The organism is Ornithinimicrobium sp. F0845 (assembly GCF_023015765.1).
Lineage (GTDB): Bacteria > Actinomycetota > Actinomycetes > Actinomycetales > Dermatophilaceae > Ornithinicoccus.
Genome location: NZ_JALKAL010000010.1, coordinates 1 through 20,524, shown reverse-complemented (window position 1 = coordinate 20,524; position 20,524 = coordinate 1). Strand labels below are relative to the sequence as shown.

The window sequence follows — 20,524 nt, the reverse complement described above, 5'->3', positions numbered from 1 at the left end:
CCGCTCACTCGCGGGTCAACCTGGCGCACCCTGGCGACACCCGCCCTCCCCACGAGATCCACCGAGCTCGATCCCCTCGCGGGTCAATCTGGGGCACCCTGGCGACACCCACCCTCCCCACGAGCGTGGTTCTGGCGCGAGGCTCGTCAGCGGATGACCAGCGTGGCGCTGACCACGGTCACGGCGGCAGCCAGGGCCAGCAACGTCAGGACGTCCCAGGCCTTGGACCGGACGAGAAGGCCGCCCACGGCCCCGCGCGGGAGGGCGAGCCGCACGAGCGCGCACACGGTCAGCGTGCCGGCGATCACGTAGCCCGCCGCCTGCACCCCCGAGGAGAACAGCACGACCATCGCCACCGTCAGCCCGACCGGCAGGAGCCACCACAGACCGAGCGGCTGGCTCCCCCAGTTCGCCGGCCGCCGGGAGGGGGGACTGACCCGGCCGGTGTCCGGCTCGCTCACCTGGCCGGCTCGCCGGCAGCACGCTCGGCGGCCTGGACGACGTTGCTCAGCAGCATGGCCCGGGTCATCGGCCCCACGCCGCCCGGGTTGGGCGAGATCCACCCGGCGACCTCGGCGACCTCGGACGCCACGTCACCGGCGATCTTTCCGTCACGTCGGGCCACGCCGACATCGAGGACGGCGGCTCCCGGACGGACCATGTCGGCGGTGATCAGGTCGGGCACGCCGGCGGCGGCGACGACGATGTCGGCGCGCCGCGTGTGGGCCGCCAGATCCCGGGTCCCTGTGTGGCACAGGGTGACGGTGGCGTTCTCGGACCGACGGGTCAGGATCAGGCCAAGCGGACGGCCCACGGTAAGACCCCGCCCCACCACGACCACCTCGGCCCCGGCGATCTCCACCTCGTGTCGTCGCAGCAGCTCCACCACGCCGTAGGGCGTGCAGGGCAGCGGTGCAGGCTCCCCCAGGACCAGGGAGCCGAGGTTGACCGGGTGCAGGCCGTCGACGTCCTTGACCGGGTCGATCCGCGACAGGATTGCGAACTCGTCCAGACCGGTGGGCTGCTGCACCAGGAAGGCGGTGCAGTCGGGGTCCGCGTTGAGCTCGTCGACCACCGCCTCGACCTCCTCCTGCGTAGACCCGGCGGGCAGGTCACGACGGATCGAGCGGATCCCGATCTCGGCGCAGTCCCGGTGCTTAGCGTTGACATACCAGGTGCTCGCCGGGTCGTTCCCCACCAGCACGGTGCCCAGTCCCGGGACGACTCCCTGCTGCGCCAGTGCTGCGACGCGCGCCCTGAGGTCTGTCTTGATCTCGGCCAGGGCCGTCTTGCCATCAAGGATGCGCGCCGTCATAGCGGTCAGTCTATGGACGTGCCTCACCCCTGCTCACCGCCGGGCAGCTCACCCTGGCCCGGCGCACCGCCGGGCCACTCACCACCGCCAGGGAAGCCTCCCTGGCCGGGTCCGCCGAAGCCGCCCTCGGCATACTCCCCCGCCGTGGCCGTGGCAACCTCGCTGCCATCGACGCTGACGGTGTAGGAGCTTCCGGTCACCAGGGCGGCGTCCGAAAGCACCAGCGACTGAGCTGTCTTGGCAGTGGTCACCTCGGCCACGACCGTGCCCTCGGCATCGGTGACGGTCAGCACCGCACCCGCCGGGACGGTCTCGGTGAGGGTGACGACCAACGCGGCCTGACCAGTGTCGGTGGAGGGTCCGACGAGCATGTCGGCGGTGCCGACCGCCACCAGGGTGCCCCCGGAGACGACGAACTCACCGCCCACGTCCAGCGAGCCGTTGCCACCGCGGGTCGGCCCGTAGACGGTGACCTCTCCACCGGTCATCTCGACCGTGCCGTTGGAGTCCAGCCCGTCACCCTCGGCGTCCAGGGTGATCACCCCGCCGCTGATCTCCACCGACGGTGTGGTGACGTCCGAGGCGGCGTTGACCGCGTCGTCAGAGCTGGTCACCATCGCGACGCCACCCTCGATGATGATGCGGGCGGCCTCAAGGCCCTCGACGGATGAGTCAACGGTGAGGGTCCCGTCGACGAGGTCCACGACGTTCTCCCCCTTCACCGCGTCATCACCGGAAGCCACCGTCACGACGGTCCCGGCGCCGGAGATCAGCACGATGCCAGTGCCGTCGTCGGTGTTGTCCGAGGTCAGCCCGTCACCACCCGCCTCGACGGCGACGGTGCCGCCCTCGATCGCGAGGAAGTCTTTGCCCCGGATGCCGTCGTCGGTGGCGGTGACCTCCAGTGTCCCGGAGAGAATGACCAGGCCGTCCTTGCTGGTGATGCCGTCGTTGGCAGACCCGGTCACGGTCAGCGCCCCGTCGCCGGCGATGGTCAGATCCGCGGTCGAGTAGAGCGCGGCGTTGGGCGCGTCCACGGCCGCACCGGTCTCCGCGTCGACGGTGTCCTCGGTCAGGACATAGGTGGCAGCGTCGGTCAGGTGGTTGACCGAGTCTTCGGCGAGGACGACGGTCGCGTCCTCGGCGGAGACGATGTGCACCGCGGGACCGCTGGTGCTGGTGATCACCGCACCATCGAGCACGAGCGTGACGTCGTCGTCCTCGACGACGTCCACGACGACCTGTCCGGCGGACAGCGTCCCCGAGAGCACGTAGGTCCCCGCCTGGGTGATGAGCACGGTCTCCCCGGTGTCGTCGCGGCTGACCTCCACCCCCTCACCGTCGGCGCTGCTGGACCCGTCGGCGAGGGTGATCGCCACCGCGGCGTCAGCGTCGTAGTCGCCCTCGTCGCCGTCCGCGTGGGTCGACAGACCGATCAGCCCGAGGCCGTCGGCGGATCCGGTCTGCTGCCCGGTGTCTGCCCCCGAGGAGGTGTCGCCAGCCTGGTCGGCCGACGCCCCGGTCGAGGTCGAGGTCGAGTCCGTCGCGGCACCGGCACCGGCGTCGGTGGAGGGTGCGCTGCTGCCGCAGGCTGCCAGGACGAGGGCCAGGCTGCCGGCCGCCGCGATGGCGCGGACGGCTCGGGTGAGTCCGTGGGTGGTTCGTTCGGTGGACATGGTCGTGCTCCTTTGCTGCAGTGGTGGTCAGGATGTGAGGACGCCGTCGTCCGCGAAGAGTCGGTGCCAGCGGTTGGCGGGCACGGTGGGATCGAGCAGCGCCAGGCCCGTGCCGAACTTGCTGATGCGCGTGGGCCGGTGCCCGGCCCGCCACAGCGCCCGGTCGAAGGCCGAGGGCGTGCCGGTCGTCTTGGTCTCGATCACCACCGCGTCGCGCGGTGCGGTGGTCGTGCCGTCGGGCAGCAGCCAGGTCAGGTCGGTGTCGATCGTGGCGCGGGCTCCACCCTCGGGGAGCAGGATGGTGCTGCGGGAGTATGTCGTGCTCAGGACCGGTAGGCCGAGCCAGGGCCGGTGGTAGGCACGGGCGGCGCGGAGCCGCTCCTCGACCCAGGTCACGGCGGCGCCGGTGATCCGCTGGCTGGCCTCGGGCGGGTGCGGCGCACGCTCCTTGACGGTCAGGCCGCGCGGGCCCCGGGTCTTCACCTCGACCCAGCAGTCCCCCGAGTCCAGGTAGCTGCGGGTGCGGACCTTCCAGCGGCGCCGGCGCGCGGTCGCCGTGGAGCGGAAGCTGTCGCGCTCCGGGGTGTCGAAGTAGGTCGAGGCGTAGTCGGAACGGGTCCGTCCCTCGATCTCCAGCACCCGGCTGCCCTCCCCCAGCCCGGCGAGTGCCCGGGTGGCCTCGGGCAGGGGGAGCAGGTACTTGCGGTCGACGCGGGTGAGCAGCTCGGCCTCGGACTGCAGCGCAGCCAACGAGATCGTCGCCAGCGGTGGCAGCAGGCTCATCGCACAGGCACCTCCGCCCGTGGACCGACCGGGTGCGCCGCCACCGGGCCGCGCAGCTCTCCCCGTCGGAAGGTCACCTCGACGTGGGTGCTGTCGTTGACCAGGTCGAGGCGGATCACGTCCACCGCGACCACCGTGGCCCCCAGCAGCGCCTCCAGCTGTGCCCGCAGGCGGGTCTCGTCGGGCACCGCGCGGTCCAGGATGACCAGCTCGCGACGGACGCCGCGCCCCACCAGGCGCGGGTGGTCGGCGACCACCAGGGAGAGCACGATCAGCGCCATCAGGCCGGCGCCCAGGGCCGGGTCGGCGACCCCGATGCCGCCGAGGAGACCGAGTGCGAGGCTCGCAAAGTAATAGGCGATCTCGCGCTGGGACAGCTCCGCCGAGCGGAGCCGGATGATGGACAGGACACCGAACAGCCCCAGCCCCAGACCGATCGACGCGGCGGCCGAGCCCAACGCCATACTGACCGCGAGGACACCCACGTTGACCCCGACGAAGGCGGGGACCAGCTCCGTGCGGCGGTGCCGCGGCAGATAGACCACGGCGGTCAGGACGATGATGGCGACCAGGTCGGCGGCGGGCATGACCAGGGTGTTCATAGGAGGCTCCTGCGGTCGGGACGGATACGATGCGATCCATTCCGCCGGAGGGGACTGTGCATCGGCTGTGACGATCCGCAGCCGCGGATGTGAGCTTCCAACGGGTGCACGGCCCCGCACAGCCGGCGCACAGGAACAGCACAGAGTCACCCCAGTCCGACAGGCTGTGATAGGAGCATGACGATGAACGCTCCCGGCACCGCGCGCCCCGTCCTCACCCGGCAGGACGGCAGCCCGCTGCGGGTCCTCGTGGTGGACGACGAGGAGTCGATCGCCGAACTGTTGTCCATGGCGCTGCGCTACGAGGGCTGGACGGTGCGCACCGCCGGCACGGGGATGGCCGCGGTGCGTGCGGCCCGTGAGTTCTCCCCCGACGCCGTGGCGCTGGACATCATGCTGCCCGACCTCGACGGGCTGGAGGTCCTGGGCAAACTGCGCAAGATCGACGAGTCCGTCCCGGTTCTGTTCCTCACGGCGCGTGACGCCGTCGAGGACCGCGTGGCCGGGCTGACCGCCGGCGGGGACGACTACGTGACCAAGCCGTTCTCGCTGGAGGAGGTGGTCGCCCGCCTGCGGTCGCTGATGCGCCGCACCGCCCTGGCGCAGCAGGACCAGGACGCAGTGCTCACCGTCGGCGATCTCACCCTGGACGAGGACTCCCACGAGGTGACGCGCGACGGTGAGGAGATCCAGCTGACCGCCACGGAGTTCGAGCTGCTCCGCTTCCTGATGCGCAACCCCCGGCGGGTCCTGTCCAAGGCCCAGATCCTGGACCGGGTGTGGGACTACGACTTCGGGGGGCAGGCCAACATCGTCGAGCTCTACATCTCCTACCTGCGCAAGAAGATCGACGCCGGCCGGGCGCCGATGATCCATACGCTGCGGGGCGCGGGCTACGTCCTGAAGCCGGCCCCGCCCGGATGATCCGGCCACGGCGGCTCTCCACGACGCTGGTCCTGGTCCTGGTCGCCCTCTTCCTCGTCGTCACGGCCGCGACCGCGGTCACCACGGTGCTGCTGACCCGGCAGCAGCTCGTGGAGCAGCTGGACACGCAACTGACCGACCAGGCCCGCTTCATCAACGCACCGCAGGGCGGTGGACCCGGTGACCGCCCGGCCGGCGACGTTCCAGCCAGTGACGTTCCCGAGAATGACCTTCCGGACGGCCCGGGTGGTCCACCGCCCGGGGGCATCTCGTGCTCGACACCCCGGCCCGGGGTCGGGGAGGGCATGCTCCAGGCCTGCTTCACCGACACGACCACGACGGGCCACGTGGTCTCCGAGGGTGCCTACCAGGAGCTCGGCGAGGCCCAACTGGCGGCGCTGCTCGAGGCGGGTGGCCCCACGCCGACCTCTGTTGACCTGGAGGGTGCCGGCACCTTCCGCGTGATCGCCGCGCACGCCGAGGGGGCCACCATCGTGACCGGCGTGCCGATGACGACCGTGGACAAGGCCGTCGCCAACCTGGTGCGCACGGTGGTGCTGGTCTCCCTCGCGGGGACGGTGCTGACCGCCCTGGGTGGCGCCCTGCTCATCTCCCGCTCGCTGCGTCCGCTGGTCGCCGTCGCGTCCACGGCACGGGACGTGTCCGCGATGGACCTCTCCCGGGGCGAGGTGCACCTGCCCGACCGGGTGCCGCCGGCGCTATCGGACGGGAGGACCGAGGTGGGGCAGGTCGGTCGGGCCCTGAACTCCCTGCTGGACAACGTCGGGGGCGCCCTGACCACCCGACAGCGGTCGGAGACCCGGCTGCGGACCTTCGTGGCCGACGCCTCCCACGAGCTGCGCACCCCCCTGGCCAGCATCCGGGGGTATGCCGAACTGTCCCGCCGCCAGGACGAGCCCGTCCCCACCCAGGTGGGTCACGCCCTGGAGCGGATCGAGTCTGAGGCGACGCGGATGACCGACCTCGTCGAGGACCTTCTGCTCCTCGCCCGCCTCGACGCCGGGCGAGCGCTCGAGCGCACCGAGGTCGACCTGTCGGCCATGGTCGTCGAGTCGGTCGCCGACGCGCACGCGGCGGACACCCGCGGCGGCGGGCCGCAGCACCACTGGGAGCTAGCCCTGCCCGACAAGCCGGTCACCGTCATCGGCGACGCCGCGCGGCTCAAGCAGGTCCTGAGCAACCTGCTCGGCAACGCCCGCACGCACACCCCACCGGGGACCCGTGTGGTGGTCAGCCTGGCCGAGACCCCCGATGCCGTGCTGCTCTCGGTCGTCGACGACGGGCCGGGCATCCCCCTGCACCAGCAGGACGAGCTGTTCGAGCGCTTCACCCGTGGGGACACCTCCCGGCACCGGGCCACCGGATCCACGGGCCTGGGGCTCTCGATCGTGCGAGCCGTCGTGGAGGCCCACGGCGGCACCGTCGACCTCCACCCGCAAGCGGTCGGGACGGCCTTGCGGGTGTGGCTGCCGCGCGGCAGCACCGACCACACCCCCGGTTAGGGCAACGCTGGGCTGATCGCACCCCGCGCGGCCCGGTTCAGGGGGCAGCACCGAGCGGGCGGGCCGCTCCCCCGCCCCGGCGTGCCCGGGCGCGGGCCATCGCGGCGACCACGGCCGCGATCACGGTCAGCGCGACCCCCAGCAGCATCTGGGTGCCGACCTGGTCCCGGGTGCTCGGCTCGATGAGGTCCAGGACGACCCCGGTGCCGAGCTGACTGGTCACCGTGACCAGGCCGAAGAGCAGGACGCCGCTGTGCATGACGGCCCACGCGGCGCCCAGGATGAAGACGACCCCGATGAGACCACCCGACCAGGACCACCAGGGTGCGGTCGAGACGTCGGGCATACCGGCCGGCAGCACGGTCCAGCAGCCGACCAGGACCAGGACGACCGTGCCGACGGCGAAGTTGACGAAGCCGGTCACCGCGGCATCACCGCCCGTCGCGGTGATCAGGGCGTTGGTCGCCTGTTGGACGGAGGTGCCCATCCCGACCAGGAAGGCCAGCAGCACCGGCAGCCAGGCCAGGCCCGAGGTCAGTTCGGGTCCCACCGCGGTGAGGACGCCCAGGACGGCCAGGACACTAGCGGCCACCCGCCCGAACGTGACCCGCTCTGGCGCAGCCGGCCCCACTCCGAGCCGGTCCACGACCAGCGCGCTGACCATCTGACCGCCGACGATGGCGATCAGGAAGGTGGCGACGCCCACCAGCGGCACGGCATACGTCTGTGTGCCGACGAGCAGCCCGCCCGCAACCCCGCCGAGCAGGTGCCACGGCCGCAGCCGCCCCTGCCGGAGGGCCTCCCGGACCCGGGCCGAGGCGGCCCGGAAGCGCGGGGTGAGCCACAGCAGGCTGAGCGCGACCAGGCCCGAGCCGAAGCTGATCCAGGCCGCCTGCATCGCGCCCACATGGGTGCCGAGCTCGCCGTTGACGCGGGACTGGATCGCCAGCAGGGCACCGCAGGCGAGTGCGGCGAGCAGCGCGAGCTCCAAGTTCCTGGAGCGTGGCCGGGGGTCAGTGGGCAAAGTGGCGAGTGCCGGTGAAGTAGAGCGTCACCCCAGCTGCCTCCGCCGCGGCGACAACCTCCTCGTCGCGGATGGACCCGCCCGGTGAGACGACCGCCCGCACGCCCGCGTCGAGCAGGATCTGCAGCCCGTCGGCGAACGGGAAGAAGGCGTCGGAGGCCGCGACCGACCCGGCCGCCCGCTCCGCGCCGGCGCGCTCCACCGCCAGACGGCAGGAGTCGACGCGGTTGACCTGCCCCATCCCGATGCCGACGCTGGCGCCGTCGCGGGCCAGCAGGATGGCGTTGGACTTCACGGCCCGGACCGAGCGCCAGGCGAAGGCCAGGTCGGCCAGCACCGCGTCGTCGGCGGAGGGTCCGGTGGCCAGTTGCCACGCCGCCGGGTCGTCGCCCTCCGCGTCGATCACGTCGAGGGACTGGAGCAGGGCTCCCCCGCCGATGTTGCGCAGGTCACCGCCTCCGCGCTGGAAGGCTGCCGCGCGGACCACCCGCAGGTTCTTCTTGGCCTGCAGGAGCTCCAGGGCGTCCGGCGCGAAGTCCGGGGCGATGATCACCTCGGTGAAGATCTCGGCCACCTGCGTGGCAAGCTCCGCGGTCACCGCACGGTTGGTGGCGATGATCCCGCCGTAGGCCGACACCGGGTCGCACGCGTGGGCCTTGCGGTGCGCCTCGGCGATGTCCTGCCCGGTCGCGATGCCGCACGGGTTGGCGTGCTTGATGATCGCGACCGTCGGCACGTCGCCGTGGTCGTGCGCGGCCCTTCGGGCGGCGTCGGCGTCGACGTAGTTGTTGAACGACATCGCCTTGCCGTGCAGCACCTCCGCCTGGGCGAGCGAGGGCACGGGCTGGAAGCCGTTGCGGTAGAGGGCGGCCCGCTGGTGCGGGTTCTCGCCGTAGCGCAGGACGTCCGCCCGTTCCCAGGTCGCCCCCATCCAGGCCGGGAAACCCGTGCCGTCGGAGGTGTCGGTGAGCACGTTGCCCATCCAGGAGGCGACGTGCACGTCATACGTCGCGGTGTGGATGAACGCCCTGGCCGCCAGGGTCTTGCGCTGGTCGAGGGAGAACCCGCCGGCCGCCACCGCGGCCACGACCTCGGAGTATGCCGTGGGGTCCACCACCACGGCGACCGACGCGTGGTTCTTGGCCGCGGCCCGCACCATCGAGGGGCCGCCGATGTCGATCTGCTCGACACACTCCTCCTGGGAGGCGCCGGATCCGACGGTCTCGGTGAACGGGTAGAGGTTGACGACGACCAGGTCGAACGGCTCGATGTCGAGGTCGGCGAGCTGGGCCAGGTGGTCGGGGTTGCGGGTGTCGGCCAGCAGCCCGGCATGGACCCGCGGGTGCAGGGTCTTGACCCGTCCGTCGAGGCACTCGGGGAAGCCGGTGAGCTCCTCCACCCGGGTCACCGGGACCCCGGTCGACTCGATCCGAGCCGCGGTCGATCCGGTCGACACGAGCTGGGCGCCGGCCTCGTGCAGGCCGGTGGCGAGCTCCTCCAGCCCGGTCTTGTCGTAGACCGAGATGAGCGCCCGGCGGATCGGACGGCGGCCCTCGTCGGGGCTGCTCTGGGCGTCCTGCGGGGTGGCGTTCACGGAATGGTGACCTTCCTGTCGGTGAGGGTGTGGCCGTGCCGGGCCAGGCGGCCGACCACGTCCACGAGCATGGGTCGCTCGACGGACTTGATGCGTTCGTGGAGCGACTCCTCGGTGTCCCCGTCCTCGACCGGGACGGCGACCTGGGCGAGGATCGGGCCGGTGTCGACGCCGCTGTCGACGAGGTGAGCGGTGCACCCGGTCACCCGCACACCGTAGGCCAGTGCGTCGGCCACGGCGTGCGCGCCCGGGAACGCGGGCAGCAGCGCGGGGTGGGTGTTGACGACCGTGTGCGCCGCCAGGACCCGCTCGCCGAGGATCTTCATGAACCCTGCGGAGACGACCAGGTCCGGCTCGTGGGCCGCGATCTCGGTCGCGAGCGCCGCGTCCCACGCGCTCCGGTCCGGGTGGTCGGCCACCCGGCACACGAAGGTCGGGATGCAGTGCCGCTCGGCGCGTTCCAGACCGAGGATCCCGTCGCGGTCAGCTCCGACGGCGACCACCTGGACCCCGTAGAGCGGATCGGCCGCGGCGTCGATGAGCGCCTGCAGGTTGCTGCCGGTGCCGGAGACGAGGACGACGACGGGGTGGGGCACCCGATGACGATAACCCCCCAGCCATTCTTGGGGAGGATCGGTACGCCTCCCACCGCACACTCCCCGGGGGGACGTCAATTGGGACGATCCTGCCCGGGCGCGCCAGCTTGGCACAGAGGGAGGCGTACAAAACCTGCCCAAGAATGCAGGGCAGGCGTACAAAACCTCCCCAAAAATAGTCAGAGACGGCGACGGAACAGGTGCAGCACCGTGAGGGTGACCAACGCGCCACCCAGGAGCTCGGCACCGAGCAGGCCGGCCACCCGCAGCGGCTCCGTGCCGACGGTGGCCAGCAGGCCGGGGGTCATCCCGCCGAGCGCGAGCCAGCTCAGCAGCAGCACGATCACCGTGACGCACACGCAGGCCGAGAGCGCGATCTGGGCCTTGGCCCACCAGGACGCCAGCCGCGGGGCTGCGCGGGAGCTCTGGAAGCCGAGCCAGGCTCCGGCCAGCACCGGCAGCAGCGCGGCCAGCCAGAGCCCGGGCGGCAGGGCTCCCGGCTCAGGCAGAGCGGCCAGCACGGGCAGCAGCGGCAGGTCTCCACCGGTGGACTCGGCCCAACCGACGTGGACCGTGCCCACCGACACCTGGCCGCCACTGGTCCACCCCAGCGCCCAGACCAGCACGTTGGGCAGGGCGAGGGCCTGCCCGAGCGTCAGCACCGTCGTGCCGACCGCGCCTGCATCCAGTGCCTCGTAGAGGGTGAGCACCCGGTCGAACCGGACCACGAGGAGTGCGACGACGGCCAGGAGAGCCCCCGTCAGGAGGATCCCCAGAGCCTGGAAGGCGGGGCGCAGGCCACGCCGGAAGAGGACCGGGGTGTGCAGCTCGAGCCAGCTCAGCCCGCGGTCGAAGGTGGGGTGTCGCTGACGCCGGTGCTCCCGCCACAGGCTGAGCCCGATGGCGACCAGCGGCACGAGGACCAGACCCGGGACGGCGCTGGAGACGTCCACCGGCGCCTGTCCCAGCCCGGCCAGCGAGCAGAGCAGCAGGCCGGACCCGAGATAACCGAGCAGGAAGGCGAGCAGCTCCCCGGCGCCGAGCGCGGCCCACGCGGACCGCCAACCCTGGACGTCGTGGACCTCGCCACGGACCTCCGGGCGGTCGACCACGACCTGCCCCACGGCATACCAGCAGGCCAGCAGTGGCACCAGGGTGAGCAGGAGCGGAGCCAGCACGACCGCGGTGTCCCCCACCTCGACGGTCGCGCGGTGCGCCATGGCCCACAGGTCGACGCCGATGCCGGCGGTCTGCCAGAGGGAGGTGGTGCTGCGCTCGTCGGCGAGCCAGGCGACGACAACCGGCACGGTCACCGCGACCCAGGAGATCAGGGCGGCCAGCAGACCGGCCAGGGCCGCGAGCACGATCGCACGCAGGCGACCACCGAGGGTCGCCGCGTCGGCGGGTCGGGTGGTGGTGCGCTCCAGGAGTGTCATGGCGCCCTCATCGTCACCCGTCTCGGGCGTGGAGGCGCGGAGGCTCACCGGGATGGAGGAAACAGCCGGGCCCCCGACCGACACCAGGGTCGTGGTCGAGGGCCCGGGACCTGTGGCCCGCGGTCGCAGCCGCAGGTGGGTCGCCTCCGATCAGGCGCCGTGACCCTGCAGGATCTGTCGCATCAGCTCGGCGGTCTCCGACGGCGTCTTGCCGACCTTGACACCAGCGGCCTCGAGGGCCTCCTTCTTGGCCGCCGCCGTGCCGGAGGAGCCGGAGACGATGGCGCCGGCGTGGCCCATCGTCTTGCCCTCCGGCGCGGTGAAGCCGGCGACGTAGCCGACGACGGGCTTGGTCACGTGCGCCTGGATGTACTCGGCGGCGCGCTCCTCCGCGTCGCCCCCGATCTCACCGATCATCACGATGGCCCGGGTGTCCGGGTCGTTCTCGAAGGCCTCGAGGGCGTCGATGTGGGTGGTGCCGATGACCGGGTCACCACCGATGCCGATCGCCGTGGTGAAGCCGAAGTCGCGCAGCTCGTACATCATCTGGTAGGTCAGCGTGCCGGATTTGGAGACCAGTCCGATCGGGCCCTTGCCCGCGATGGTGTGCGGCGTGATGCCGGCCAGGGACTCCCCGGGCGAGATGACACCCGGGCAGTTCGGGCCGATCATCCGGGTCTGCTTGCCCTCCAGGTAGGCGAAGACCTCGGCGGTGTCCTTGACGGGCACACCCTCGGTGATGACCACGATGAGGGGCATCCCTGCGTCGATGGCCTCGACGCAGGCGTCCTTGGCGAAGGCCGGGGGCACGAACAGCACCGACACGTCAGCACCGGTGGCGTCCATGGCCTCCTTGACCGTGCCGTAGACGTGCAGCTCCTGGTCGTTGAGCGTCACGGTCGTCCCGGCCTTGCGCGCGTTGACGCCGCCGACGATGTTGGAGCCGGCCAGGAGCATGAGCTCGGTGTGCTTGGAGCCCATGCCACCGGTGATGCCCTGGACGATGATCTTGGAGTCCTTGTTGAGGTAGATCGTCATGGTTCGTTGTCTCCCGGTCTCAGGCGTTCGCCAGCTCAGCGGCCTTGTCGGCCGCGCCGTCCATGGTGTCGACCTGGGTCACGAGCGGGTGGTTCAGCTCGTCCAGGATTGCGCGGCCCTTCTCGACGTTGTTGCCGTCGAGACGGACCACGAGCGGCTTGGTGGCGCTGTCACCGAGGATCTCCAAGGCTCCCCTGATGCCGTTGGCGACCTCGTCGCAGGCGGTGATGCCACCGAAGACATTGACGAAGACGGCCTTGACCTGCTCGTCGTTCAGGATGACGTCGAGGCCGTTGGCCATGACCTTGGCGTTGGCGCCGCCCCCGATGTCGAGGAAGTTGGCGGGCTTGACGCCGCCGTGCTTCTCGCCGGCGTAGGCGACGACGTCGAGGGTGCTCATGACCAGCCCCGCGCCGTTGCCGATGATGCCGACCTGGCCGTCCAGCTTGACGTAGTTGAGGCCGAGCTCCTTGGCCTTGGCCTCCAGGGGGTCGGTCGCGGCCTTGTCCTCCAGCTCCGCGTGGGCCGGGTGACGGAACTCGGCGTTCTCGTCCAGGGACACCTTGCCGTCCAGGGCGATGATCTGCCCGTCAGTGGTCTTCACGAGGGGGTTGACCTCGACGAGAGTGGCGTCCTCCTCGCGGTAGACGTCCCACAGCTTGACCAGCACCTCGGCGATGGCGTCCTGGTCCTCGGTGAACCCGGCCGCCTCGACGATCTCGGCGGCCTTCGCCGCGTCGATGCCGGTCAGGGCGCTCACCGGCACCTTGGCCAGCGCCTCGGGACGCTCCACCGCAAGCTGCTCGATCTCCATGCCGCCCTCCTTGCTGCACATGGCCAGCAGGGTGCGGTTGGCGCGGTCCAGCAGCAGGGAGAAGTAGTACTCCTCGGCGATGCTGGCGCCCTGGGCGATCATCACGGCGTTGACGGTGTGGCCCTTGATGTCCATGCCGAGGATCTGCTCGGCGGCGGCCGTGGCCTCCTCCGGGGACTTGGCCAGCTTCACCCCGCCGGCCTTGCCGCGGCCGCCGGTCTTGACCTGGGCCTTCACGACGACGACACCACCGCTGTTTGCGCCGATGCGTTCAGCCGCCGCCGCCGCGTCACCGGCGTCGGTGATCACCTCGGCGGACAGCACGGGCACGCCGTGTGCCTCGAACATGTCCCGTGCTTGGTACTCGAAAAGGTCCACGAGTCAGCTTCCCATCTGTGTTGTTGCGGGGGTCGTGCCTCTGGTGAGGTCCGCCAGCAAGGGTAAATCAGTCGCGGCCGAGGGTTTCGTGCACCCACCCGGTGATCTCGCTGGTGGTCGCGCCGGGAGTGAAGATCCGCGAGACCCCCAGCTCGTGCAGCACCGGGATGTCGGCCTCGGGGATGATCCCGCCGCCGAAGACGACGATGTCGCCGGCGTCGCGCTCGCCCAGCAGCTCGATGACCCGCTTGAACAGGGTCATGTGCGCGCCCGAGAGGACCGACAGCCCCACCGCGTCAGCGTCCTCCTGGATGGCGGCCTCGACGATCTGCTCCGGCGTCTGGTGCAGCCCGGTGTAGATCACCTCGACCCCCGCGTCACGGAGTGCGCGAGCGACGACCTTGGCGCCCCTGTCATGGCCGTCGAGCCCCGGTTTGGCGACGACGACTCGCAGGGGAGGACCGCTTGGTGTGGAGGACATGGGATGCAGATTAGCGCACCGTCGACAAGGTGATCAGGGCCACATTGGCGTCCCTCCCCAGCCACGCTAGAGTGCTGGGCGTCCGCATCGCCCCGGTAACCCCCGCCCGGTGTGCGAAGCCCCCGTCGCGGACCGCTGACACCGTCATCGGAGTTGATGAGCCTTGCATTCTGCTGGCCGCTCACGGTCTGCGCCCCACCCTGGGGAGCGGTGGGTTCCGGTCGAGGATGCCCCGCGCAGCCGCCGAGAGGCGCGCGAGCGCGCGGCCCAGGACTCCGGGCGCAGCCGTCGGCGGCGGCGCACGTCAGCGGAGGCACCGCGGTCGGCCCGCCCGCAAGCACGCGCCGAAGTCACGCGGGGCTACCTCCCCGAGCCCCCGACGGTCCCGGCTCCACGCTCCCGCCGAGAGGCCCAGGCCACCGCCGGCGCACGGTCCCGTCAGACCGCTGACGACACGCCGCTGCGCGTGGCCCGGGCAGCACTGGCCACGTCCGACCCGCAGCCCCGGCGCTACGTCCCCGCGACACAGGCCGCACCAGCTCCGCGAACACGTCGCGAGGCCAGAGCGCTCACCGAGGCGACCCCGCGCTCCCGTCGCGACGCGAGGACCGTGGCCACGACGACCCCACAGTCCCGCCGCGAGGCCAAGGCTCTCGCCGCGACGACCCCGCGCTCGCGCCGCGAGGCCAGGGCCCTCGCGGAGCTCTCCCGCCGCACCAGCCCCTCCCCCGTCCGTGCGCTGACGCACCGGGTCGTGGCACCCGTGGTGGTGACCGCCCTCGTCGCAGCCGGCGGCGCCACCGCAGTCGTGGGTCTGCCCACCAAGGTTGCTGCAGGCCTCCCGGGGCAGTCCCTGTCCGCCGGCACCAGCCCGCACCTCACCAGTTCCACCACCAGCGGGACGCCGGTCAGTGGTTCCCTCGCCGATGGTCCGCTCGCAGGCAGCGGCGCCGTCCTCACCGACCTTCGCCAGTCATCGACGTCGGCGTCCCGGGGGTCGATGCACCGGCTGACTCTCGCGTGGGGCACGGCCGCCGTCGTGGAGGGGCGGCGGCTCATGACCGCCCGGGTGCAGACGATGGAGTCCTCGATCACCGCCGGTGTGACCGCCACCGACGAGGCCTGCGCCGAGGCGCGGGGCCTCGCGCACGACCTCGCCTTCCACGAGCCGATCCTCGAGGGTCGCAAGACCTCCGGCTACGGGTGGCGCTGGGGGCGGATGCACAACGGCACCGACTTCGGTGCCGACGTCGGGACCGAGCTGTATGCCGTCGGGCGGGGCACCGTCTCTGCCGCCGGCTGGAACTCCGGGCTGGGTTATCACGTGAAGATCACCCTGGACACGGGCGAGCTCATCGTCTACGGGCACATGTCGCGGATCACCGCCACGCTCGGCGACCGGGTCGTGCCCGGCACGACGATCGGCGCCGTGGGCAGCACCGGCAACTCAACCGGCGCTCACCTGCACCTGGAGGTGCGGACCAGCGACGGTCCGATCGATCCGCTGCCCTGGCTGAACGCTCGGCGAGCCTGACCGGGACCGCGTCACAGCACCTGACCGAGACCGCGTCACAGCGCCTGACCGAGACCGCGTCACAGCGCCTGCCCCAGGCCGGGTCACAGCGCCTGCCCGAGACCGCGTCACAGGGCCTGCCCGAGACCGCGCGGGAGTGGCTCGCCCGTGGACGACCGTGCGCTCAGAGCTTCTCCAGGGGGGCGTAGCGGAGCAGCAGCCGCTTGACCCCGGCACCGCCGAAGTCGACGTGCGCCATGGTGTTGTCGCCGCTGCCCTCGACCCGGATCACGGTGCCCAGCCCGAAGGAGTCGTGACTGACCCGGTCGCCGGCCGCGACGGACACCGGGGTCGTGGGCTTGCGGACGCCCGCCCCGCCGGGGTTGAGCCGGACCACCCCACCTGTCCGGCTGGTGGTGCGGCCGCCCCAGCCCTGCTGGACCGAGGCGCTGGGTCGACCGGCAGCGCTCATCCGGTCCCGGTCCGAGCGCTCCCAGTCGATGACATCGATCGGGATCTCGTCGATGAAGCGCGAGGGCGGGTGGTACTGCGGGGCGCCGAACGAGGCCCGTGTGCCAGCCCGGCTGAGATAGAGGCGCTCCCGGGCGCGGGTGATGCCCACGTAGGCGAGGCGCCGCTCCTCCTCCAGCTCGTCGGGGTCGTCCATCGAGCGCTGGTGCGGGAAGGTCCCGTCCTCCAGGCCGGTGAGGAAGACGACGGGGAACTCCAGCCCCTTGGCCGTGTGCAGCGTCATCAGGGTCACCACACCGGCGTCGGTGCCCTCGCCGCCCTGCGGGATCTCGTCGGCGTCGGCGACGAGCGAAACCTGCTCGAGGAAGTCGACGAGCGAGCCCTCCGGATAGTTCTCGTCGAACTCGCCGGCCACGGCCACGAGCTCGGCGAGGTTCTCCAGGCGGGTCTCGTCCTGCGGGTCGTGGCTGGCCCGCAGCTCCTGGGAGTAGCCGGACCGGTCCAGGATCGCCTCGAGCAGGTCAGCGACACCGAACCTCTCGTCCGCGGCCATCGCGCCGAGGCCTTCCAGGATGGCCGTGAACGCCTGCACCGCTGCCACGGACCGGGTCGCGATGCCAGGGGCGTCCTCGACCCGCCCCAGGGCGGCGACGAACGGGATGCGCTCCCGGGCCGCCAGCGCCGCCACCGCAGCCTGGGCTCGGTCGCCGATGCCCCGCTTGGGCACGTTGAGGATGCGCCGCAGATTGACGTCGTCGGCGGGATTGGCCACGACCCGCAGGTAGGCGAGCGCGTCCTTGACCTCACGCCGCTCGTAGAAGCGGGTGCCCCCGACCACCTTGTAGGGCATCCCGGTCCGGACGAACACCTCCTCCAGTGCCCGGGACTGCGCGTTGGTGCGGTAGAAGACCGCGACGTCCTTGGGCTGGACGCCGTGCTCGTCCCCCAGCTTGTCGATGGTCTGCGCCACGAAGGACGCCTCGTCGTGCTCGTCGTCGGCGACGTAGCCGACGATCATGGAGCCCTCGCCCAGCTCGGACCAGAGCTTCTTGTCGCGACGACCGGGATTGCGGGCGATCACCGAGTTGGCGGCGCGCAGGATGCGCTCGCTGGAGCGGTAGTTCTGCTCCAGCAGGATGGTCCGGGCCTGGGGGTAGTCCTTCTCGAACTCCACGATGTTGCGGATCGTGGCCCCGCGGAAGGCGTAGATCGACTGGTCGGCGTCACCGACGACGCAGAGCTCTGCGGGGGGCACCTGCTCGTCCTCGGTGCCGACCAGCTCACGGACCAGGGTGTACTGCGCGTGGTTGGTGTCCTGGTACTCGTCGACCAGGACGTGCCGGAAGCGGCGCCGGTAGTGCTCCCGGACGGCCGGGAACGCCTGCAGGATGTTGACCGTCATCGAGATGATGTCGTCGAAGTCCAGCGCGTTGGCCTGGCGCAGCCGGCGCTGGTAGTCGGTGTAGGCCGCCGCCACGTGCGCCTCGTAGGGGTTGTTGCCCACCTGCGCGGCGAAGGTCTCCTCGTCGATCAGCTCGTTCTTGGCCGCCGACACCTTGTGGCAGAAGACGCGCGCGGGATAGCGCTTGGGGTCCAGGTCAAGATCGCGGATCACCATCGCCATCAGCCGCCTGCTATCGGCGGCGTCGTAGATGGAGAAGGTCGACTTGAGGCCGACGGTCGCGGCCTCACGACGCAGGATTCGCACGCACGCCGAGTGGAAGGTCGACACCCACATGGCCTTGGCGCGGGGGCCGATTAGGGACTCCACCCGCTCCCGCATCTCGGCGGCCGCCTTGTTGGTGAAGGTGATGGCCAGGACCTGTCCCGGCTGGACTCCGCGCTGGGCCAGCAGGTAGGCGATCCGGTGGGTCAGCACCCGGGTCTTACCCGACCCCGCCCCCGCGACGATGAGCAGCGGGCTGCCCTCATGGACCACGGCCTCGCGCTGGGGACCGTTGAGCCCTTCCAGGAGCAGCTCGGGGTCGGCCGTCGCCGTGGGCTCGCGGTCGGGGGCGAAGTCCGGTGCCGGCTCCTCCTCCAGCGCCCAGAGCGGCACCCCCGCGTGGTCCACCGGCACGCTCCCGCTGGCCTGCGCAGGGGTCATCGGGGGCAGCGGGACGTTGTCGAAGAGGGTGCTCATGGTGGCGCTCAGTCTAGGTCGCCGGTCCGACAGCAGGACCGACTTATCCACCGACGTACCCTGGTCTGCGTGATCCGCGAAGCGACCGAGCAGGACATCCCTGCGATTCTCGCCCTGGTGCAGGAGCTGGCCGACTACGAGAAGGCACCCGAGGAGGCCGTCGGCACCGTCGACGCCTACCGTGCCGTGCTCTTCCCCGAGCACGGCACCCCCACGGCCTGGGCCCACGTCGCGGAGGTCGACGGTGCGGTCGTGGGGATCGCCGTCTGGTTCCTCACCTTCTCGACCTGGACCGGCCGCAACGGACTGTGGCTGGAGGACCTCTACGTCTCCCCCGCCCACCGGGGCAGCGGCCTCGGCCGGCAGCTCATGGCGACCCTGGCCCGGGTGTGCACCGAGCGGGGCTACCCACGGATGGAGTGGACCGTGCTCAACTGGAACACCCCGGCGATCGAGGTCTACCGCCACATCGGCGCCACGCCCCAGGAGGAGTGGACCACCCAACGCCTCACCGGTGACGCCCTCGCGACGCTGGGAGCCGCCGCGCGATGACCTCGGCCACCCTCCTGACCGGCACCACCGCGCTCCCCGGCGTGACCACACCACCCAGCACCACGTCATACTTGGATGGCTGGACCAGCGCCCTGCTGCTCACCGGCTTCCTGGCGATGGGGGTCTGCGTCGTCTCCGGCCTGCGCGGCCACGGGCCGGGGCGGGTCACGCTGGGCGTCACGGGCCTGCTGCAGCTCGTGGTCACCGCGGTCTTCGGGGTCTACCTGGCGCGGACGATCGGCGGTGAGCACCCGGTCGGGCCGCCGTGGGAGCTGTGGGCCTACCTGGTGACGGTGCTCATGGTGCCAGCCGTCGCCTGGCTGTGGACCCGCAGCGACTCCTCGCGCTGGGGCACCTTCGTGCTCGCGCTGGCCGGCTTCGTCGTCGCCGTGATGGGCGCACGCGCCGCACAGATCTGGCACGGGGTCGGTTTCTCGTGACCGACGCCGAGGGGATCAACCCCCGCACCTCGGGCCCCGGCCGGCTGATCATCGCGCTGTATGCCGTGTTCGTCGTGGGATCCCTGTCCCGGGCCGCCGTCCAGATCGCGAGCCGGTTCGACGAGGCTCCTCTGGCCTACACGCTCTCCGCGGTGGCCGGGGTGGTGTATGTCGTGGCGGCCGTCTCCCTGTCCATCCGCGGCCCACGGGCCTGGTGGGTGTCGCTGGTCGCCATCAGCACCGAGCTGCTGGGGGTGCTGACCGTCGGTCTGTGGAGCGTCCTGGACCCCGCGGCCTTCCCGGACGCCACGGTGTGGTCGGGCTTCGGCCGGGGCTACCTCTACATCCCGCTGGTGCTGCCGGTCCTCGGCCTGTGGTGGCTGTGGCGCACCCGGCCGATGCGCGGCGCGGCCGTCGCCTCCTGAAAGCGGCCCTCTCCCACGGTCACCGGGTCTGTCGGTGCCTGCTGGGAGTATGTCGTCAGTTGGCACTTCGTTCCCGTCGGCTCGGTCTGTGGCCGGGTGTGACCGACACGCCGGGTGTGGACAAACCGGACGGCGTGTCGAACATGTGTGCTAGGTTGGTTGGTAGCAGGGAAAGTTGTCGTCAACGGGGACTCGGGGAGGAGGGGTGAGGATGGCACCGCAGGCGAAGTCGGCCCAGACACAGGCACCAGGGTCGCCTTCTTCATCGCCCTGCGGACCGACGGTCCAGGCGTCCAGTGCGTGGGAGACCCGGTTGGAGGAGCTCGTCCCTGCCGACGTGCTCGCCGAGTTGAAGGCTCAGGTCGCCTCCCGGGCTGCGTCCTACGAGCGGACCGGGGTGATGCCGCCGGCGCCGGTGCGGATGCGGGTGCACCACCCCGAGGCGAGTGTCCCGGTGGTTGTCGTCGAGCTGGGTGATGAGCACACCGAGAAGGTCGAGGCGTTGCAGGCAGCGATGGCCGCCCTCGGGGTCGGTGACCTGGCCGGTCCGTTGACGCAGGTGACCCTGGCCTGCGCGGCCTTGGCCACCCCGGACCAGTCCAGCGACGCCGACAGCCAGTCCACCGAGGCCGGCAGCCAGCCTGCGGTGCTGGCTCGGTCCCAGGAGCTGCTGGGCGTGGTGGAGTCGGTGACCACGGTGTCCCGGCAGCTCGACGGGGTCCTGGTCAGGGCGGTGCGGGACCTGACCGCGGGCCGGGCCCAACTGCTGCTGGGCCAGAAGGGCGTCAGCGACCCC

General features: G+C 71.5%; 20 protein-coding genes. 7 read left to right on the top strand and 13 right to left on the bottom strand.

The features are described 5' to 3' along the window. Nucleotides 1–146: 146 nt before the first annotated feature. From MWU75_RS14235 to MWU75_RS14215, 5 genes are read right to left on the bottom strand one after another with little or no spacing between them, the layout of a single operon-like run. On the bottom strand, nt 147–461 hold the full coding sequence (locus tag MWU75_RS14235; protein ID WP_247091945.1) for a DUF3017 domain-containing protein: 315 nt from the start codon (nt 459–461) through the stop codon (nt 147–149). Continuing rightward, complete coding sequence (locus MWU75_RS14230; protein ID WP_247091943.1) at nt 458–1,315, bottom strand: bifunctional methylenetetrahydrofolate dehydrogenase/methenyltetrahydrofolate cyclohydrolase; 858 nt, start codon at nt 1,313–1,315, stop codon at nt 458–460. The genes MWU75_RS14235 and MWU75_RS14230 overlap by 4 nt, the downstream gene beginning before the upstream one ends. A gap of 23 nt (nt 1,316–1,338) precedes the next feature. After that, on the bottom strand, nt 1,339–2,991 hold the full coding sequence (locus MWU75_RS14225) for a carbohydrate-binding domain-containing protein (protein ID WP_247091941.1): 1,653 nt from the start codon (nt 2,989–2,991) through the stop codon (nt 1,339–1,341). A gap of 27 nt (nt 2,992–3,018) precedes the next feature. Further along, a complete protein-coding gene (locus MWU75_RS14220; protein ID WP_247091933.1) occupies nt 3,019–3,774 on the bottom strand; it encodes a polyphosphate polymerase domain-containing protein in 756 nt (251 codons plus the stop codon). Continuing rightward, nucleotides 3,771–4,376, bottom strand: coding sequence for a DUF4956 domain-containing protein (locus tag MWU75_RS14215; RefSeq protein ID WP_247091931.1), 606 nt, complete (start codon nt 4,374–4,376; stop codon nt 3,771–3,773). Before MWU75_RS14215 ends, MWU75_RS14220 begins: the two co-directional genes overlap by 4 nt. 177 nt (nt 4,377–4,553) lie before the next feature. Between MWU75_RS14215 and MWU75_RS14210 the strand changes: the two genes are divergently transcribed. Together MWU75_RS14210 and MWU75_RS14205 are read left to right on the top strand one after the other, a co-directional pair. After that, entirely contained in the window at nt 4,554–5,300 is a 747-nt protein-coding gene (locus MWU75_RS14210) for a response regulator transcription factor (RefSeq protein WP_281497287.1), read from the top strand. Beyond that, nucleotides 5,297–6,823: a HAMP domain-containing sensor histidine kinase gene (locus MWU75_RS14205; protein ID WP_247091929.1), complete on the top strand. Its 1,527-nt coding sequence runs from the start codon at nt 5,297–5,299 to the stop codon at nt 6,821–6,823. The genes MWU75_RS14210 and MWU75_RS14205 overlap by 4 nt, the downstream gene beginning before the upstream one ends. Before the next feature lie 37 nt (nt 6,824–6,860). Here MWU75_RS14205 and MWU75_RS14200 read toward each other — a convergent pair whose 3' ends face one another. The 7 genes from MWU75_RS14200 to MWU75_RS14170 all read right to left on the bottom strand — a co-directional run bounded on the left by MWU75_RS14200 (nt 6,861) and on the right by MWU75_RS14170 (nt 14,184). Further along, nucleotides 6,861–7,814 (bottom strand): DMT family transporter, encoded by a 954-nt coding sequence (locus MWU75_RS14200; RefSeq protein WP_247091927.1) that lies wholly within the window; start codon nt 7,812–7,814, stop codon nt 6,861–6,863. A 22-nt stretch (nt 7,815–7,836) separates the two neighbouring features. Further along, nucleotides 7,837–9,441, bottom strand: a complete 1,605-nt coding sequence (purH, locus tag MWU75_RS14195) for a bifunctional phosphoribosylaminoimidazolecarboxamide formyltransferase/IMP cyclohydrolase (RefSeq protein ID WP_247091925.1) — start codon at nt 9,439–9,441, stop codon at nt 7,837–7,839. Further along, entirely contained in the window at nt 9,438–10,037 is a 600-nt protein-coding gene (gene purN, locus MWU75_RS14190) for a phosphoribosylglycinamide formyltransferase (RefSeq protein WP_247091923.1), read from the bottom strand. Before purN ends, purH begins: the two co-directional genes overlap by 4 nt. A gap of 179 nt (nt 10,038–10,216) precedes the next feature. Continuing rightward, a complete protein-coding gene (locus tag MWU75_RS14185) occupies nt 10,217–11,473 on the bottom strand; it encodes a DUF6350 family protein (RefSeq protein WP_247091921.1) in 1,257 nt (418 codons plus the stop codon). 150 nt (nt 11,474–11,623) lie between these two features. Continuing rightward, on the bottom strand, nt 11,624–12,511 hold the full coding sequence (sucD, locus tag MWU75_RS14180) for a succinate--CoA ligase subunit alpha (RefSeq protein WP_247091919.1): 888 nt from the start codon (nt 12,509–12,511) through the stop codon (nt 11,624–11,626). Between the two features lie 19 nt (nt 12,512–12,530). After that, nucleotides 12,531–13,703: an ADP-forming succinate--CoA ligase subunit beta gene (gene sucC / locus MWU75_RS14175; protein WP_247091917.1), complete on the bottom strand. Its 1,173-nt coding sequence runs from the start codon at nt 13,701–13,703 to the stop codon at nt 12,531–12,533. A gap of 67 nt (nt 13,704–13,770) precedes the next feature. Next, nucleotides 13,771–14,184 (bottom strand): cobalamin B12-binding domain-containing protein, encoded by a 414-nt coding sequence (locus MWU75_RS14170; RefSeq protein WP_247091915.1) that lies wholly within the window; start codon nt 14,182–14,184, stop codon nt 13,771–13,773. Between the two features lie 610 nt (nt 14,185–14,794). Here MWU75_RS14170 and MWU75_RS20345 point away from each other — a divergent pair. Continuing rightward, entirely contained in the window at nt 14,795–15,718 is a 924-nt protein-coding gene (locus MWU75_RS20345; RefSeq protein WP_247091913.1) for a M23 family metallopeptidase, read from the top strand. Between the two features lie 163 nt (nt 15,719–15,881). On the opposite strand, the gene pcrA is transcribed toward MWU75_RS20345, so the two are convergent. Then, nucleotides 15,882–18,311, bottom strand: a complete 2,430-nt coding sequence (gene pcrA / locus MWU75_RS14160) for a DNA helicase PcrA (RefSeq protein ID WP_247091911.1) — start codon at nt 18,309–18,311, stop codon at nt 15,882–15,884. On the opposite strand from pcrA, the gene MWU75_RS14155 reads away from it, so the two are divergent. The 4 genes from MWU75_RS14155 to MWU75_RS14140 all read left to right on the top strand — a co-directional run. Beyond that, nucleotides 18,234–18,863, top strand: coding sequence for a GNAT family N-acetyltransferase (locus MWU75_RS14155; protein ID WP_348647777.1), 630 nt, complete (start codon nt 18,234–18,236; stop codon nt 18,861–18,863). The genes pcrA and MWU75_RS14155 overlap by 78 nt on opposite strands. Then, entirely contained in the window at nt 18,860–19,303 is a 444-nt protein-coding gene (locus MWU75_RS14150; protein ID WP_247091907.1) for a hypothetical protein, read from the top strand. The genes MWU75_RS14155 and MWU75_RS14150 overlap by 4 nt, the downstream gene beginning before the upstream one ends. Beyond that, the gene (locus tag MWU75_RS14145; RefSeq protein ID WP_247091905.1) at nt 19,300–19,728 is read left to right on the top strand and encodes a hypothetical protein; all 429 of its coding nucleotides are present in this window, start codon (nt 19,300–19,302) and stop codon (nt 19,726–19,728) included. The genes MWU75_RS14150 and MWU75_RS14145 overlap by 4 nt, the downstream gene beginning before the upstream one ends. A 313-nt stretch (nt 19,729–20,041) precedes the next feature. After that, nucleotides 20,042–20,524, top strand: a 483-nt coding sequence (locus tag MWU75_RS14140; protein WP_247091903.1) for a hypothetical protein, incomplete at its 3' end; no start/stop codon positions are given.